Source organism: Nostoc sp. 'Peltigera membranacea cyanobiont' 213 (genome assembly GCF_002245975.1).
In the GTDB taxonomy this organism is placed as follows: domain Bacteria; phylum Cyanobacteriota; class Cyanobacteriia; order Cyanobacteriales; family Nostocaceae; genus Nostoc.
The window spans coordinates 1-17,856 of record NZ_NOLI01000157.1 but is presented as its reverse complement, the minus strand read 5'-3'; the positions used below and the strand labels follow the sequence as shown (position 1 = coordinate 17,856).

The following is a 17,856-nucleotide window of genomic DNA, read 5'->3' as shown; positions in this document are numbered from 1 at the left end:
CCCCAATCCCCAGTCCCCATTTTCAAAGATTAATCTCTTGCAACAGCCAAAAACCAGCAAAAGATTGTGCTTTGGGATCGGACTGCACACCAATAAAATGCACTCCGTTAGCTTTTTGCTTGGCTTCTTCAAAACCTTTAGCCTCTGCTAAGACTTGAGGTTTTTTGATATTTGCCACAATCCAGCTTTCATTAACACCGGTTTCTAAAAGCAATCTCGCCTCTTCACTGGTATCAAATCTCAAAAAAGCCAACTCCAAACCAGACATCCAGCCAGCCAAGGGTAACGCTCTCGGTGAGAAAATCAAAATACCAGGAATCCGGGCTTCGGGTGAAACTTTCGCCAACTCTAAAGGGAAAGCTTCACCAAAGCCAATTTCCCACTCTGGCATCTCTGCAAAATCCGCAGCATCTAAGGTAACAAATACCCACTGTTGTCCTTCTAAAGCATCTGGTAAACGTTGCGGCAAAGGTTTTTCCAAGCGGACTGAGGGATTAGTCCCTCCTTGATACCCTGGTTCTTGAGGATACACTTCCTCCATGCGCTCTTGTAACCATTGGTTGAGAACCAAAGTGCGGCGGCTAGGCTGGGCGGGAATGCCTATATCTTGGCAGGCTTTAGTAATCATGTTGTTCATTTGGCGACGGAAAAAGCGGATTTTAATTGGTGCTTTTCCAGCTTGGTCAATAGCCTCCTGCAATGCTGTCCGCAACCAGCCCGAATTTACCTGGGTACTGGGACAATATTGAGCATAGCGAAACAAAGAATCTGGTTTTGTGCCGATATCCAAGGGGCTTTCGCAGACTAAAACTTCCCAAATTTTTTTCTGATTAGCATCCAGAATTGGACGAGAGTAAAAATCGATTTCCCAAATACTGCCCATGTTTTGCGGTAAAAGTCTGGCTGTTATGTTTTCCTGATATCTCGATCATACGAGTCTTAGGCCAGCATTGGAAATTGGGAATTGAGCATTGGGAATTGAGATGAACAGAGTTTTGAGGCGGATGTTTCAAATCTTAACTCTTCACCATCTCTCTTATTTTTCATCAGGCGATCGCTCTTAGGGATTTCCAAGTAAAAAAATATTCCGTCGCAGAGGGACAAGGGGGACAAGCAAGACAAGGGAGACAAGGAAGAAAGAAGTCTAGTTGAGTAGACAAATTGAATAATTTATTTTTTGGAGTTCCCTTAACAAATCCTGTTAGCCGATTAACTGGGCTGAAGCTGTAATTTTTGCGAAAGTTTGTGAAAGTTTGCGATCTACTGACGATCGATCCAAACGCCTCTGAGTCCAGCTGCTTTAGCTGCATAGTAGTCTTCTACAATGCTATCGCCAATATGCCATGCTGCCTCTGGAGAACATTTATGTTTATCTAAGGCAATAGCAAAAATTTGCGGGTCGGGTTTAGCTGCACGCACCTGGGTAGAAATGGTAACGGAGGTAAAAAACTCTCTCAATCCCAAACTTTGCAATACTGAGTAAATTCGGGAATCAAAATTGGATAGTACGCCCAAAGTAATCCCTAACCGCCGCCAGTTGATTAAAGCTGGTAAAACATCAGGATAGACAAACCACGGTTCGCCAGTGCCAAAGTGGATGTAAAGTTCGCTAAAAAAAGCCGAAAAGTCAGAAAATTCCTTGAGAACACCTGCATTTTCAAAAGTGTTCAGGGCGATTATCCGCCACCAATCAAACTCGCGTTGAGGAATATCTTGCAGTTCTGCATCTGGAAATATCGGCGGCGGCGCTGCTTTAAAGCTTTTGATGAAGGCTGTATTCAATGTTTCGGCCGGAACTGTAACACCAAATTCCTCGGCTATCTGACTATAAACTTTACCCACACTGCCTTTAACATCGAAGAGTGTACCCACAGCATCTAAAAAAATAACTTTCGGTTGTTCCATCAAAGTTTGAAGATTTTGAATGTTGAATGTTAGATTTTGGCTTGTTAAAAGCTTCTGTGGGTAGAGTCTAGCACCTGCTAAGTAAATTGGCGGAAATAAAGCAAATCATGATAAATGTCTTAGTTTTTTACCAATGCCCCATCCCCATTTCCCATTCCCAATTTTAAGTTACCGAGAAAGTGTCTCTATGATTGGACGCACCAGCCAATTAAAACCAACTTTGAGTTGATGGTCTAAAGTTGGCAGTCTATATAAATAAGCCATCCGACGGGCGACGGATGCCAAAGGCCCATCTAGTTTAATTCCCAAACCAGTAAGGGTGGCGTTGTCTTTACCTAATGCCATCATTTCTCCTAACTGTTGGTAGTGGAAGGGAAGGAGGGGACGATTAGTAAGACTTGCCCAGATATTCCAAGCAGTATAATCAGCTTGTTGAAAAGCCGCTTGTGCCGTGGCGGGAACTTGCTGTCCTTCAACATCATGGCAGTCTGCTAAATCTCCCAAGGCAAAGATTTCTGGACGATCGATTACTTGCAGATTGGGTGTAGTGCTGATTTGACCGCGCTCGTTTTGCTTGAGGGGAAGAGATTTCACTACGGGCGCAACTTTATTTCCCACAGTCCAAATTACCAAATCTACGGGAATCGTATCTAACTGGTTTTTGTACTCTAGTGAAATGCTATCTTGCTCTATTGATTCGATTTTGGTTTCTAAATCGACAAATATGCCACGGGCTTCTATTGCTTTTTTTGCTGCTTCCCGGTTAAACTCTGGGGAAGTTCGCAAAATTTGGTCGGCAATTTCAACGATCCGAAAGCGTCCTCTTTCACCGAGTCTGTCAGCTAACTTACAGGCTAACTCTACACCGCTGTAGCCAGCGCCAATAATTGCCACCCGAATTTTATCAGCATCGGATTCTTCTAAAAATCGCAGGCGTTCTTCTAAACGATAGGCATCAGAGATAGTGCGGAATGTGTAGCCGTAAGCTGTTGCACCGGGGACTAAATCTAGCGGTGTCTCACCTCCTAACGCCAGCACTAAGCGATCGTAAGGGATTTGTGGTCCTTCTTGTATATTTACCCGTTGCTGGTCGATGTCAATTCCAGAGACAACCCCTTGATAAAAACGCACCCCAGTGCCTTGTAAAAGCTCTTCAAAGGGTGGGGCAATTTCCCAGGTTTGCAGTTCGCCAGTGAGTAATTCGTAAAGTAAAGGGGAGAATAGAAAGCGATCGCTTTGATCTACTAAAACAATTTCGGGTTTTTGCGTAGATTCCCAAGGTAACTGGCTTAAGCGCAAGGCTGTATAAAGACCACCAAAGCCCCCACCAAGGATACAAATTCTAGAAGTTTGTTGAGTCATGGATTTTATCTATAAAAGGATCGATACTAGTTGGGCAATTAACTTCAGTCTAGTCAGTTAAAGCGGACTTTTCAAAATCCCATCAAGTTTTTGAGAGATTAATCATTAATTGTCACAGTTATCTAACGGTCGATCCGCTATAGTTAACGGTTAAGAGGCAATGGCTAAAAGGAAGGAGTTAAAGAGATGGAAATTAAGCCAACTGACCCATCGCTAGCACTCATGGATATTCCCCCTGGCTATCTCAACATTATGGGTTACGTCGATCGATCGGAAGTTAATGGCCCTGGTTGTCGTGCAGTTGTCTGGGTACAAGGTTGTCTTCGTGAGTGTCCTGGCTGCTTTAATATTAACTCTTGGTCATTTGAGGCTAACCAACTGATTGCTGTTGATACTCTTGCCGAAAATATTCTCAGCAATCCGCACAACACTGGTGTAACATTTTCTGGTGGAGAACCCTTTTGGCAAGCAACTGCACTAGCGTCTTTAGCCCGTAAGGTAAAAGCTGCTGGGTTAAATGTAATGTCTTTTTCTGGGTTCACTCTCAAGCAACTACAGTCTCAATCTGCGCCGCCAGGTTCCCAAGAATTATTAGAACAACTTGATATCCTGATTGACGGGCCTTTTGTCCAATCTCTGGCAATTAATTCTCCTAACTCTCCAGTTTCTTCTAGCAATCAACGGGTTCGTGTGTTAAGCCCCGCTTTTCAAGACCAGATTACTTGGGCTAGCGACCAGATAGAAATCCACATCCTCAAGGATGGTGGACGCATCGTCACCGGTTATCAAGGTGGACTGGAATTAGTATAAGTCACTTTAGGTTGAGCGATCGCGCCTATGATATTTTACGTACCCAGCATCAACCTTTAGATGCAATATTTGCTGTTATCAAGCTCAATCAAATTTAGCTGCGCTTAGTGTCTGTGGTATCTGCTCCCAAAAACCCTTTTTTCGCGGATATCGGACACCAGACACCACAGACACTAAAACTTGAAACGCTTATACCGTAGAGACATTGGCAGACACCGCTACAGACACGACTTAGACACCAAGTGAAAGAGAGCGTGTCTGTAGACACCAATAATAAATCAGCCCTCTAATTAGCTAGTTATTGTTAGATCGAATTCTCAGTTACAGAGCTATATTCTCAATAAAAACAGTTATTTGGCTGCGATGGCGTAACCGCCCACCGTCGGCGATCGCACCCCTAAATAGGTGATTTAGCACCCTAATTTTAAGAGGATGTTTTAAAAGTCTGATTGTTGGTATCAAAACGTTCTAGATCCCCCTAAATCCACGCCACTTGCTTCACTTTGGGAGACCCCAAGACCGCAGTGGCTCCCCTTCAAAAGGGGGACTTTGATTCTTCCCCCTTTTGAAGGGGGGTTAGGGGGGATCGACAAGTGCCTAAAATCACAGCTAAATACTTTTAAAACATCCTCTTATACCAAATTAGATGAGCTTACCCTGCCTAACTCTTGTAGAGACGCGATTAATCGCGTCTCTACAATATTTATTACACCCCGCAACTCAACTCGCCGGCTTTTTGACTAAAGCGATGATTTTCCCGATAATCTACGGGACAATCTATTACTGCGGGTACATCTTGAGCGAGGGCTTCTTTCAAAGTGGGAATCAAATCTAAAGCTGATTCAACTCGGTAGCCTTTTAAACCCATGCTTTCGGCAAATTTAACAAAATCAGGGTTGCTAAAATGCACAAATGATGAGTTTCCTTTACCAAATTGATTTTCTTGCTTCCACTCAATTAACCCATAGCCACCATCATTGAAAATTATGGTGACAAAGGGCGTTCCGACACGCAAGGCTGTTTCTAATTCTTGGGAATTCATCATAAAGCCGCCATCACCTGTAACAGCAACAACTTTGCGCTTAGGATGAACGAGTTTTGCTGCTAAAGCGCCAGGAATAGCAATACCCATAGCTGCGAAGCCATTGGAAATTATGCAAGTATTGGGGCTATGGCAATGATAATGACGAGCCATCCACATTTTATGTGCGCCAACATCAGAGATGACGATATCATCTGGGCCCATCACTTGCCGTAAGTCATAAATTAACTTTTGCGGCTTAATCGGAAATCCGTCATCATGGGCATACTGTTCGTAATCAGTCCGAATCTCTGACCTTAAGCTAATAGCAAAAGGATCGGGTTTACCTTGTCTGTCTGCTAATTTTAAAATTTCATAGAGGGAATCTGAAATATCTCCCACGACTTCGGCGTTGGGAATATAACTACTATCTATTTCCGCCGGACTTACCCCAATATGCACAATGGGAATTTCACCATTACGATTCCATTTCTTGGGGGAAAATTCAATCAAATCATAGCCGATGGCAATGACTAAATCTGTGTTATCAAAGGCACAGGTAATAAAGTCTCTTTGCTGTAATCCCACTGACCACAAAGCTAATTGATGTGTGTAGGGAATCACACCTTTACCCATGAAGGTATTAGCAACTGGTATATTCAGCAAGGTGGCAAATTGTGTGACTGCATCACTTGCCTGAGCGCGAATTGCCCCATTTCCGACTAAGATTAATGGGTTAACTGCTTGGCAAATTGCGGCGGCTGCTGCCCGAATGCTAGCAAAAGATGCATAAGTTTTTTCGCTATTATCTTTACGCAAAGGTTTGCCTTCGACGGGCATGGCAGCAATATTTTCTGGTAAATCGATGTGAACTGCACCAGGTTTTTCCGATTGCGATCGCTTAAATGCTTTCCGCACTACTTCGGGTGTAATACTCGGTCGCACAATCTGCTTATTCCACTTGGTAACAGGGGCAAACATTGCCACCAAATCTAAATATTGATGGGATTCAATGTGCATTCTATCTGTTCCCACTTGACCGGTAATCGCCACTAAGGGCGCACCATCAAGGTTCGCATCTGCTACGCCTGTCATTAAGTTGGTTGCCCCAGGGCCAAGAGTAGAAAGACACACTCCGGCTTTTCCTGTTAAGCGTCCGTAGACATCCGCCATGAATGCTGCACCCTGTTCGTGACGAGTGGTAATAAATTTAATCGAAGAATGTTTTAACGCTTCCAAAACGTGCAGATTTTCTTCGCCAGGGAGTCCAAAAATATATTGCACTCCTTCATTTTCTAGGCACTGCACCAATAACTCTGCTGTATTCATTTTATTTTCTGACAACTCTATTAACGAATAAGACTTTTGTTCTTTTGTCATTTGTCATTTGTCATTTGTTCTTTGGCCAATGACTAATGACTAATGACCAATGACCAATGACCAATGACCAATGACTAATGACTAATCACTTTACCCACACGGTTTTAACATTGACAAACTCATGTATACCTTGGATACTCAATTCTCTGCCATATCCAGAACGCTTGATGCCACCAAAGGGCAACCGGGGATCGGATTTGACCATACTGTTGATAAATACCGCACCAGCTTCGATTTCTTCAACTAAGCGATCGCTCTCTTGGTCGTTGGTTGTCCAAGCGCTTGCACCTAATCCAAAGGGACTGTCATTAGCAAGTTTAATGGCAGCATCAATATCTGGAACCCGGAATAACAAGGCTACTGGGCCAAAAAATTCTTCTTTTGCAATTGGTGCTTCAGGCGGGATATCTATGATAATCGTTGGCGGATAAAAGTTCCCTGGACGATCTGATAGAGGATGTCCGCCGGTGAGGACTTTACCACCGCTACTAATAGCACCTTGCACTTGTCCATCTAAATCCTGGAGAATACCAGGTGTTGCCAGGGGGCCTAAATCGGTATCCGGTTGCATAGGATCGCCTACTTTTAGCGCCTCAAATTTTTCTAAAAGCAATTTTTCAAATTTATCTGCGATCGCTTCTGCGACAATAAAACGTTTCGCTGCAATACATGATTGCCCGTTATTCAACATCCGCGCTGTAGTAGCTGTGACAACTGCTGTCTCTAAGTCAGCACTTTCTAACACAATAAACGGGTCACTTCCTCCCAATTCCAAAACTGTTTTTTTAATTTGTTTGCCGGCGGCGACAGCGAGGGATATACCTGCTGGTTCGCTTCCGGTTAAGGTAGCAGCTTTTACGCGGTCATCAGCCATTAAATCGGCAACTTTGGCAGCACCGATTAATAGAGTTTGAAACGCACCTTCAGGAAAACCCGCGCGGCGGATAATATCTTCAATTGCCAATGCACACTGCGGCACATTGGAAGCATGTTTGAGTAAGCCCACATTTCCCGCCATGAGGGCTGGTGCAGCAAAACGAAAAACTTGCCAAAAGGGGAAATTCCACGGCATCACCGCAAGAATTGTACCCATTGGTTGATAACGCACAAAACTTTGGCTGGCATCAGTTTTTATACTGACATCAGCTAAGAAACCAGGGGCGTGTTCGGCATAGTAGCGACAGACGACAGCACATTTTTCGACTTCTGCGATCGCAGCTTTAAATGGCTTCCCCATTTCCAGAGTCATCAACTTAGCAAATTCTGCTTTGTCTTGCTCTAAAATATCAGCAGCCTTTTGTAGCCATTGCGATCGCTCAGAAAAATTAGTCTGGCGATACTTTTCAAAAGCCTGATTAGCCAAATCGAGTTTAGCGACAATTTCTGTATCATTGAGCGCCTCAAAGGTTTTGAGCGTCTCCCCAGTGGCGGGATTAATGGTGGCGATCGCCATTACCTGACCTCCCGTTAAAAAATAGCTTCAGTTAGGCTTCCTAGTGTTACACAGATCAATTTTGGAAGCTACACCCAAATTTTAGTCTTGCAACCAAGAATTAGTCGCTTAATATTACAATTTCGCAATTATTTTTGAAACAAAATATACAATCCAAGTATGTATTTATCTTGATAAATTTGTCATTAGTCATTAGTTATTTGTTAATTGTTTTTCCAATTCCCACTTCCCAATCCCTAAAGATTAATAAATGGGTTAATGACTGTTGGCACTTGCTGTAATTTTGTCTGGTAAACCTTAACTAATCGCTCAATACCTTTGAAACGATAATCTCCCATTTCCTGGAAGTCTGAAGGTAGTGAAAGCATTTTGTGAGTGGCTTGACTAATGACGCATTCACTGGGCGGACAAACTGCTTCCATCCGAGCCGCAAGATTAATTGTCGCGCCTAATGCCGTATAATCTACCCTTTGAGAACTACCGACATCTCCCACAACAGCTTTACCGCTATTAATCGCAATCCGTAATTGCAAGGGTTCGTGCCAAAAACCATTGGCATTCAGATGTTCGAGACGATTAAGCATTCCCTTGGCAGCAGTAACAGCGCGATCGGCGTGATCTGATTGCGGTTCTGGAGCGCCAAAAAATGCCATAATACAATCGCCAATATACTTATCTAAAGTGCCACCCCAAGTAAACACTTCTTTTAGCATTTCTTCAAATAAATTATTTAAGAGTTGAGCGATCGCAGTTGGTGTTAACTGTTCAGAAATTGCCGTAAAGCCGACTAAATCCGCAAATAAAATACTAATTTCGCTCTCAGTGGGAGCTAAACGACCACCTGGTAATGCGCCTACAGATATCAACTGCTGCACAACTGCTGGAGAATGATAGCGTTCTAGTCGATGGCGAATCATCTCTTCCGTTTTGAGTTTCTCTACCAGCAACCAACGCTGCACGCTAGAAGCCACAAGGTTTGCTAAAGCTGAAAAAAAGCTGAGTTCTTCCTCGCCCTCATTTGCCCAATGGTAAGAAGAAAGATTTGCATCAGCATAGAGGACACCGACAACTTTATTTTCATCCCATAAAGGTACTGCCATTGCGCTACGAATGCCTTTGACTAAAATACTTTGTTCGCTAGCAAACCGTTCATCCTGATGGGTATCGGCGGTTTGAATAACAACTTTTTCGTCAAATACCTTTTGACAGATACTTCGACTAATCCAACTACCATCTGAGGGGAGATGTTTTTGTTGAGAAGTATTTCTAGTGGCAGCGTTCACTAATTCTAATTGACCGCAACCATTAACATCAATTAATAATGCCAAGCGATCGATACTATCAAGGTAGCGAAAAACTACTTGCTGTACCTGAGAAAAAATCTCTTCTATAGATGCTGCTGCACAGAGATTTTTAGCTATATCCACTAAGTCTTTGAGACGGGCAATGGTTTTGTCCTTATTGCTGATATCGCCATCCTTACTATCAGCTGCGATCCATTGCTGTTGTAATTGTTTGACATTGTGCAGGATTGTTCTCTGCTCATTATTTTCCGAACTTCCGGGATACTCAGGTGTCGGTTGGTAAACAGGGCTTGTGAGCAGCACTAACAAGCTAACATTGCCCAGCCAAATAATATCACCGTGATGTAACTCTTGGGGAGAGTTAACAAGATATTTATTGAGTTGCGTCCCGTTTTTACTGCCCAGATCCTCAATAGTCCACACACCCTCTGCTGTTTTCACTAGGCGAGCATGGTTGCGGGATACTCCAGCAAAAGGTAAGTACAAGTTACATTCCGGCAAACGACCAATTGTAAATAAATTTTGGTCAACTGCGATCGTTGTCTCGGTATCTCCCTCTTTTAGGCGTAGCGTGAGTTCAGTCATGAGTGCGATCCATCGAAGCTAGAGGTGCAAGCAACTCTAAGGTAAGTTATACCCTACAGGTTAACCTTCACCTTTTCTTTATGACACTGTTAACTGCATTTCGACAACTGTATGTGACGGATATTACATTGAAACAGGGAATTTTGCTAGAGGTTTAGATGAGGTTTGAATCCCTTGGTGAAGGGGAGTCACCAAATAAATTTTCAACAAAGAGGCATGGAAATGACCCTTGACTCCTGCTGGGGAATTAAAAAGGGAAAATATAGGATTTGGCTTAACTACCTTAACTCTTGATTAATTTGGTGGTAATTCCAAACTCATTTCACCCAACAAGCCTTTGCGAAAATCTGTTAAAAGTTGTCTTGCGGCTCGTTCTACATCACCTTTGTAACGATGCTCCGCCAAGGCGTGTAAATAGGTATCTCCGGTGTCGGATGTCGAATCGAGTTGGTAACGGGACTGTAATGGTTTTTTGGGTAACAAATCTGTAGTTACAGCTTCCAAATAGTTGAATAAATCCACTAGGGCTGCTGCTACTAGTTGGTTATCATAAGATGCTTCACCAATATCATCACAAATGGCTAATTTCAATGCTGCGTCTTGATCTTCTAACCTTATAGGGATGACACCAGGAGCATCTAGCAATTCTAAATGTTCCGAAATTCGCACCCAACGTAGTTGGCGAGTTACCCCAGGACGGGCTGCACTTTCCACTACTCGCCGTCCCAAGAGGCGGTTAATTAAAGCTGATTTACCGACATTGGGAAAACCAATTACCACAGCCCGTACTGGACGGGGTAACATTCCGCGATCGCTTCTTCTTTGATTGAGTTCTACTCCGGCGGCTTGCGCGGCTCGCGCTATTTCTGCTATACCTTTACCATGTTGAGCATTGGTAAAATAAGGGACTTCTCCTTGACGTTTAAACCAATCTATCCACAGCGATCGCATTTGCGGCGTAATCATATCTACTCGGTTCAGGATCAACACCCGTGTCTTACCCTCCACCCACTCACCTATTTGGGGATGGTGAGTTGCTAAGGGAATCCGCGCGTCTCGGACCTCAAATACCACATCTACGCGCTTTAGCTGTTCTTTAAGCTTCTTTTCAGCCTTAGCAATGTGACCTGGATACCATTGAATCAGGTTTAATCTATAGTTTTGAGTTATAGCCATAGTAAATTACCAAATAAATTATTATTACTTATCAATTATCGTTCACTGGGGCTTGATGTAGAATAATCCGATTGCCATCAGGGTCATAGGCATAAATTTCTCTACCGTGGGAAGCAATGGAAATATCTCCTGGTGGTGGATAGCCTAAAGCTGTTAGGTGAGCGATCGCATCTTCTAAGTTACTCACCTCTAAACACAAACTAATCTTACTTTTGGTGACAGCTTCAAATTCCGATTCGTTTGTGTTTTTGGGTTTAAAAATACCTAATCGCATACTAAGCAAATTAAACTCAGTATAGACATTCGGAATCAAAATAACTGGCTTTTGCTCCAGGAATTTAGTATAGAAATTTACTAAATTCTCGCAATTAACCGACGCTATGGTGACAAATGCGTTAGTGTACTGAAAAACCATATTTGCCTATCGCCCTTTGAAGTTTTTAATTCAACTTTGTCTAAATGCGATCGTTTCACATATTTCTAAATTCTCAGCTAACCACTGCTTTCGCTCCACAAATGCCGTGCTGTGATGCGGTTCAATTAGATATTAAATATGGGAATAGCCAAGGTGAGTAAAATCCCCACTCCGCAGATATATCAGGTAAGAAAAGCAAAAGCGGGTAATTTAGCATACAATATGCCAACTTGCGCTAAATCTACATTTCCACCACTGACGACAACACCAATCCTCGACTCTGGTGCTGTCACCACACCTTCGAGTAAGGCTGCGGCTGCAAGGACTCCGGTGGGTTCAACGACAATTTTCAAACGTTCCCACAAGAAAAACATGGTGCGAAGAATTGCTTCTTCAGATACCGTCACCATGTCATCGACATAATGCAGCACTAAGGGAAAAGTAATTTGACCAAGGCTAGGAGTCCGCGCACCATCGGCGATGGTATCAGGATTCTTGACAGTTTGCAGCGTTTTGGTGTGAAAGGAGCGGGTAGCATCATCGGCAAGTGCTGGTTCTACCCCAATTACTTTACAATTGGGTAAAAGTGCTTTGGCTGCGATCGCACATCCTGAAAGTAATCCGCCACCGCCACAACAAACTAATAATAAGTCCAATTCCCCAACTTCTTGAATCAGTTCTAAAGCAGTTGTTCCCTGTCCAGCGACTACATGGGGATGATCGTAAGGGGGAATCAGAGTCAGATTGCGATCGCTTGCTAGATTTTGGGTTAATTCTTCTCGGTTTGTTTCCTGGCGATTGTATAAAATTATCTCTGCACCATAACCACGAGTAGCAGTTTGTTTGACTATGGGTGCATCATCAGGCATGACAATAGTGGTGGGAATATTGAGAAGTTTACCAGCTAGAGCGATCGCTTGGGCATGATTTCCCGATGAATAGGTGATAACGCCTGTTTGTTTTTGGGCTACCGATAGTTGCGTTAGGGCATTGTACGCCCCTCTAAATTTAAATGCCCCCGTGCGTTGAAAGTTCTCGCATTTAAAGAATACTTGGCTATTGGTGCGATCGTTAACAATTCGAGAAGTCAACACAGGGGTGCGGTGGGCAATTCCCAAAATCCGCTCTTGTGCTGCTTGCACATCAGTTATAGTAACGGAATTATCTTGTGACATTAATAACTGGATTAAATATTTTTGCTCTTGTTTAGATAGATACAGATTTTTATATTTACGACTAATATGCTTGCTTTAAACATACTCATTTCAGGCGGACAGCATCATCTTTTACCATAATTTTAGCTATAGCAAAGATTATATACTGCTATCGCTAAATTTATAAAAGTTAAATTAGTTAACTCAAATTAGTCATTTTTGCAACATGAATAAAACATCCGAAGTTCGGCGAAAAAAAACTGCTCTAATTACAGGAGCGGCTAGTGGGATAGGCTATCAATTAACCCAGATTTTTGCTCGTCATAATTATAATCTGGTGTTAGTGGATAAAAATGAACAAAAACTTACTGAAATTATAAATGAGTTTCCACAAAAGTTTGGTATTTTTGTGAAAATTTTGGTTAAGGATTTATCTATCAAAACATCCCCAGATGAAATTTTCACCGAACTCCAGCAAGCATCCATCAAGATTGATGTGCTGGTTAACAATGCTGGTTTTGGTACTTATGGAACATTTACCGAAACAGACCTCAACATTGAACTGCAAATGCTTCAGGTAAATTTGGTCAGCGTGACTAATTTAACAAAGTTATTTCTCAAAGATATGGTCGAGCAAGACTATGGAAAAATATTAAATGTAGCCTCAGCAGCAGCTTTTCAACCAGGGCCTCTAATGGCAGTTTATTTTGCTACTCAAGCCTATGTCTTATCATTTTCAGAAGCGATCGCTAATGAATTAGAGGGTACAGGTGTCAGCGTGACTGTTCTTTGTCCGGGGCCAACAGCATCGGAATTCCAACAAACTGCTGCAATGGAAGATTCCAAGATTGCTAGTGTGAACAGAATGATGGATACGGAAACCGTTGCTAAGATTGGTTATCGCAGCTTAATGAAAAACAAAACTGTTGTTGTTCCTGGGATGAGAAATAAGATATTGAGCGAAAGCGTCAGATTTACACCCAGAAATTTAGTAACAAAGATTGTGAGAAGTATGCACGAACTTAAAAAAAGTAGATAGTTCGATATTTCATCCTTTTTTCAACTAAATCACGGGAGTTACTTTCCTCACACAACGAAGTGGACAAGGGCATCTACCTAGAACCGAATAAATCGGTAACTGCATCACTGAAGGTTTTTATTGTGAAGCCCACAGTAGATATATGCCACAAGATAGCTGTTTTTTGAATATATATATGTTGTCAAAATTGGGCAGAAGTACCTGAAAGATAAAAAGAAGTTAAAAACTACAGATAAAAAAGTTGTGTTACTTACGTATAGATGCTTGTATGTTCAAGTAGTGCTGCGAGAACAACAAGAACGCCTATAAGACAATCTGCAATGTCTAGTGGAGTCTTTAGAACAGACGAAAAGAGCGGGTTTGAGAAGTTAGTGTTATTCAGTGAATTTTCATAAATAACTTTATAGGTTTTGGCATTGTATTTCATTTCACTGCCTACAAAATTTCTCCCAAATAATTTAAGTATAGCTATTATTTATTACTATCTCTGGGATGCTTAATTCCATCACTATAGTAAGATGTGCGCTGATTATCTAAATCGTTATTATATTTATGAAATAGAAATTCCAGTCGAAGTAATGAGGTTAAGTAATGGCAATTAAATTGAAAGTTCCGAATATTAAAGGCGATGAGTGTGCCAAGAAAATAACTAAATCTATTTTGACTATGGAATCTGATGCCAAAGTAGATGTGAACGTCGATACTAAAACTGTAACTGTAGATACTGCGGCTTCTGAAGAGTCTATTAAACAGATAATTCAATCTGCTGGTTTTACAATAGAAGGCTATTAATTTTACTTCTAAATTTCTGAGGATATTTAGATGAAGTAATTTAGCCAGGACAATTGCTTAGTCATATATTCGCCCGGTTTCCGGGCAGAATATTAATAAAGAGTATTTTCCTCTTCTGACACGCTTGAATTGTAAGCTGCAACAAAACAAAATTGTTAAGTTTTCCGGTAATAGTTTTCAATCAAGAACGGATTAACATGGGGTCATAAATTTGACATTCCCGAACCCCAGAATTGCCCAAAATCAAGCTAGCCTGTTCAAGCTCTTTGTCTGTGCCACTAACAATGAATATGTAATTTCCTTGAGCAATTTGCTCGTTGTAAAAGCGTGCCCATTCATCTGCTATTCCTAACCTCATCGCGTCAAAGCGCTCACTTAAATTAATACCAGTTAACCCAATCAATTGAGAAAAATCTTGGCAAATTAAAGACATCTGATTTGCTGAAAACCCTGCGACATACATATCGTTAATTGCGGCTTTAGCGTTATCTATGTTATTAAAACAACTAACAGCATACTTGCTCAAAATCCCACTTTTATTAGGAGTGGTAGTTGTGGAAGTTGTCGTGGGCAGATAATTTGTAGGTAATTGCTCACTATTGAGAGGCTCGTAAATACCAAACTCTTCAATACCCCAACGCTGTAGAATTGCTTCTACTTTAGCAATTTCAAAAGATGTGCAATCCACGATGATGAAATAATGTCCATGCTGTACTCGCTCGTTATATGCTTTAGCTTGCTCTTCGGATATTCCCCAACCAACTAGCGCACCAGCAAAAGTCCCAGTAGCAGCACCAATACTTGCACCAACAAGGGTTGTAACCAAAGCAGTTGCAGCCGCGCCAGCCAGCATTATTGGCCCAACTCCAGGGATTGCTAAAGTCCCAAGACCTACTAATAAACCAGTCAACCCGCCAACCGCGCCCCCAGAAAGTCCTCCTACTGTTGCACCTTCATCGGCTTTATCACCAGTGCGCTCTTTAATTTCATCATCGGTAATCTGATGATTGCGGTCTGCATTCTGTACAACTACAGATACTTTTTCCATCGCCAAGCCAGAATCTCTCAACTCATGTAGCGCCTGTTCTGCATCTCGACGATGAGTAAATACGCCTATAGCACGCTGATTTTGACTTAAAGCCATTATTACTCCTTAATAGCAGGGGAAATTAATTTCCCATAAATGTAGTTTTTTATTACCTGTAATTTTAAATACTACTTTATTTAACTCGAAACTATCCTAAGTAATAAAAATCATTACGGTTAAGGTAAAAGACGCGATGAATCGCCGTCTCTACAATAATTAGACTGATGAAAACCCGACTAACGGATTCTTTTGTTTAAAAAATCTGTCGATCGGGTTTAGCCATTCATAAAAAATTAGCTGAGATTACACTCTGTCTACTTTGATAGTTCTGGGGTGAAGAGAATGCGCTTGTCATTAATGCTATCAAATGCAGGTGTAGACCAGCGATCGACTACTTTGCCTAGAATTGACATTTCTTGAACTAAGCGGTCAAATTTATCAGGGGTGAGAGATTGAGGCCCGTCAGATAAGGCTTTTGCGGGATTGGGGTGAACTTCAATCATCAAGGCATCTGTACCAGCTGCGATCGCAGCCATTGCCATTGATGGAACATATTCTGACCTACCAGTACCATGACTAGGATCGATCGTAATCGGTAAATGGGTTAGCGATCGCAATACCGGAAGCACAGATAAATCTAAAGTATTCCGGGCATATTTACCATCGAAGGTTCTGATTCCCCGCTCACAAAGAATTACATTTGGGTTTCCAGATGCCAAAATGTATTCTGCTGCCATTAGCCACTCGTCAATTGTGGCAGACATCCCCCGCTTCAGCAGCACTGGTTTATCTTGAGCGCCTACCTTTTTCAGCAAAGAAAAGTTGTGCATATTCCGCGCCCCGATTTGAATTATATCAGCTACTCTCGCCACTGCTGATAAATCGGCAGCATCCATCAGTTCTGTGACGATACCCAAACCAGTAGCTTCCCGCGCTGCTGCTAATAAATCTAAAGCGCTTTCACCATAACCTTGAAAAGCATAAGGTGAAGTGCGGGGTTTGTAAGCTCCACCACGGAGAAAGTGCGCTCCTGCTGCCTTGACGCGCTTTGCCGTTTCGACAATCATCGCTTCATTTTCAACGGAACAAGGGCCAGCTACTAGGACGATGGGGTGATGTTCGCCAAAATAGACATCACCGTTGGGTGTAGGTACAACAACCTCGCTGGCTTCTCCATGTCGGAATTCTCGGCTTACCCGCTTGAAAGGTTGTTGCACTCGTAATACTTGCTCAATCCAAGGGCTAAATTCCTGAACCTGTAATTTATCGATGCTAGTTGTATCGCCAATTAGCCCTAGTACAACTTTATGAGTGCCAATGCTTTTTTCTACTGTGACTTTCCAAGTTTCACTCAGTTCTTGGCTGATGCGAGTAATTTCCTCAACAGGTGTACCGTTCTTAAGTATGATAATCATTTGTTTTTCCTTGTGTATAGTTGTTGGGTGTAATAACAGTCGGGTAAACAAGTTTGTAGTAAGGACTTTAGTCCTTGTTTTCTAAGCACTAAAGTCCTTACTACGAACTCTCAAAACTATCTTGGGGATTAGTGCAAAAATTCAGCAAGTTGTTCTAGTTTTGTCCAAGCCGCACCGCTTTGCAGAATTTCCTTAGCAAGGACAATACCTTTAACACAACCAACTAAAATATCCGTTTCTCCATGAATGGCTTCACCAACTTGGAGCGCCAGGGCTGTATTTAAAGCGACAACATCTTGCTGCGCTTGCGTGCCTTTACCTTGAAGAACTGCCTTCAAGATTTCGGCATTTTCTTGGACATCTCCACCGCGCAATGCCGCAGTGGGGGCAAAACTTAAACCAAGTTCTTGAGGGTTCAGCGTTAGAGAACGCACCTTTTTATCTTGGAGTACAGCTAAGTCAGTGACATCTGCTAAACCAGCTTCATCTAAACGTTCGCGTCCATGAACTGCGATCGCTTGCTGACATCCCAATTGCGATAAAGCTTGCACAATTTCCTCTAGTAAAAGCGGATCGTTCACGCCGATAATTTGCCCCGTTGGCCGCATCGGATTTACTAGCGGGCCGAGTAAGTTAAAAACAGTCCGCACTTTCAAAGTTTTTCGCAAAGTAGCGATCGCTTTGAGTGCAGGATGCCAACCGGGAGCAAACAAAAAGGTGATTCCAACTTCACCCACTGCGGCTTGTACTTTCTCAGGAGTGGCATTGAGATTTACCCCCAAAGCTTCCAGTACATCAGCCGAACCAGTCTTGCTAGATGCCGAACGATTGCCATGTTTGGCAACTTTTACCCCGGCGGCGGCGGCAACAAAAGCGACAGCAGTGGAAATGTTAAAGGTAGAAGCGCCATCTCCACCAGTTCCGCAGGTGTCAATTAAGGGGATTGGGGACTGGGGAC

At 42.5% G+C, this 17,856-nt stretch carries 15 protein-coding genes; 3 read left to right on the top strand and 12 right to left on the bottom strand.

What is annotated here, in order from left to right; translation table 11 throughout:
• Positions 1-22 precede the first annotated feature (22 nt).
• From CDG77_RS28965 to CDG77_RS28955, 3 genes are all read right to left on the bottom strand, one after another.
• Entirely contained in the window at positions 23-883 is an 861-nt protein-coding gene (locus CDG77_RS28965) for a Tab2/Atab2 family RNA-binding protein (protein ID WP_094332707.1), read from the bottom strand.
• Between the two features lie 377 nt (positions 884-1,260).
• Positions 1,261-1,905 (bottom strand): HAD-IA family hydrolase, encoded by a 645-nt coding sequence (locus CDG77_RS28960; protein WP_094332706.1) that lies wholly within the window; start codon positions 1,903-1,905, stop codon positions 1,261-1,263.
• 168 nt (positions 1,906-2,073) lie between these two features.
• A complete protein-coding gene (locus CDG77_RS28955) occupies positions 2,074-3,267 on the bottom strand; it encodes an NAD(P)/FAD-dependent oxidoreductase (RefSeq protein WP_094332705.1) in 1,194 nt (397 codons plus the stop codon).
• A gap of 186 nt (positions 3,268-3,453) precedes the next feature.
• Between CDG77_RS28955 and CDG77_RS28950 the strand changes: the two genes are divergently transcribed.
• Complete coding sequence (locus CDG77_RS28950; RefSeq protein WP_094332704.1) at positions 3,454-4,077, top strand: 4Fe-4S single cluster domain-containing protein; 624 nt, start codon at positions 3,454-3,456, stop codon at positions 4,075-4,077.
• 706 nt (positions 4,078-4,783) lie between these two features.
• Here CDG77_RS28950 and CDG77_RS28945 read toward each other — a convergent pair.
• The 6 genes from CDG77_RS28945 to CDG77_RS28920 form a co-directional block, all read right to left on the bottom strand.
• Positions 4,784-6,427 carry an acetolactate synthase large subunit gene (locus CDG77_RS28945; RefSeq protein WP_094332708.1) on the bottom strand — a complete coding sequence of 548 codons (1,644 nt, stop codon included), beginning with the start codon at positions 6,425-6,427 and terminating at the stop codon, positions 4,784-4,786.
• Positions 6,428-6,563: 136 nt separating this feature from the next.
• The gene (locus tag CDG77_RS28940; RefSeq protein WP_094332703.1) at positions 6,564-7,931 is read right to left on the bottom strand and encodes an NAD-dependent succinate-semialdehyde dehydrogenase; all 1,368 of its coding nucleotides are present in this window, start codon (positions 7,929-7,931) and stop codon (positions 6,564-6,566) included.
• Positions 7,932-8,167: 236 nt separating this feature from the next.
• Positions 8,168-9,820 carry an adenylate/guanylate cyclase domain-containing protein gene (locus CDG77_RS28935; protein WP_094332702.1) on the bottom strand — a complete coding sequence of 551 codons (1,653 nt, stop codon included), beginning with the start codon at positions 9,818-9,820 and terminating at the stop codon, positions 8,168-8,170.
• A 294-nt stretch (positions 9,821-10,114) separates the two neighbouring features.
• Positions 10,115-10,996: a ribosome biogenesis GTPase YlqF gene (gene ylqF / locus CDG77_RS28930; RefSeq protein ID WP_094332701.1), complete on the bottom strand. Its 882-nt coding sequence runs from the start codon at positions 10,994-10,996 to the stop codon at positions 10,115-10,117.
• A 31-nt stretch (positions 10,997-11,027) separates the two neighbouring features.
• Positions 11,028-11,411, bottom strand: a complete 384-nt coding sequence (locus tag CDG77_RS28925; protein WP_094332700.1) for a glyoxalase — start codon at positions 11,409-11,411, stop codon at positions 11,028-11,030.
• A 182-nt stretch (positions 11,412-11,593) separates the two neighbouring features.
• On the bottom strand, positions 11,594-12,586 hold the full coding sequence (locus CDG77_RS28920) for a threo-3-hydroxy-L-aspartate ammonia-lyase (protein ID WP_094332699.1): 993 nt from the start codon (positions 12,584-12,586) through the stop codon (positions 11,594-11,596).
• Between the two features lie 205 nt (positions 12,587-12,791).
• Here CDG77_RS28920 and CDG77_RS28915 point away from each other — a divergent pair, with 205 nt between their 5' ends.
• Both CDG77_RS28915 and CDG77_RS28910 read left to right on the top strand, forming a co-directional pair.
• The gene (locus CDG77_RS28915) at positions 12,792-13,604 is read left to right on the top strand and encodes an SDR family NAD(P)-dependent oxidoreductase (RefSeq protein WP_094332698.1); all 813 of its coding nucleotides are present in this window, start codon (positions 12,792-12,794) and stop codon (positions 13,602-13,604) included.
• Between the two features lie 591 nt (positions 13,605-14,195).
• Positions 14,196-14,396 (top strand): heavy-metal-associated domain-containing protein, encoded by a 201-nt coding sequence (locus CDG77_RS28910; RefSeq protein WP_094332697.1) that lies wholly within the window; start codon positions 14,196-14,198, stop codon positions 14,394-14,396.
• Between the two features lie 181 nt (positions 14,397-14,577).
• On the opposite strand, the gene CDG77_RS28905 is transcribed toward CDG77_RS28910, so the two are convergent.
• From CDG77_RS28905 to trpD, 3 genes are all read right to left on the bottom strand, one after another.
• Positions 14,578-15,540, bottom strand: coding sequence for a general stress protein (locus CDG77_RS28905; protein ID WP_094332696.1), 963 nt, complete (start codon positions 15,538-15,540; stop codon positions 14,578-14,580).
• 257 nt (positions 15,541-15,797) lie between these two features.
• Entirely contained in the window at positions 15,798-16,898 is a 1,101-nt protein-coding gene (aroF, locus tag CDG77_RS28900) for a 3-deoxy-7-phosphoheptulonate synthase (protein ID WP_094332695.1), read from the bottom strand.
• A 128-nt stretch (positions 16,899-17,026) separates the two neighbouring features.
• The coding region (trpD, locus tag CDG77_RS28895) for an anthranilate phosphoribosyltransferase (RefSeq protein ID WP_143857115.1) at positions 17,027-17,856 on the bottom strand (830 nt) is incomplete at its 5' end.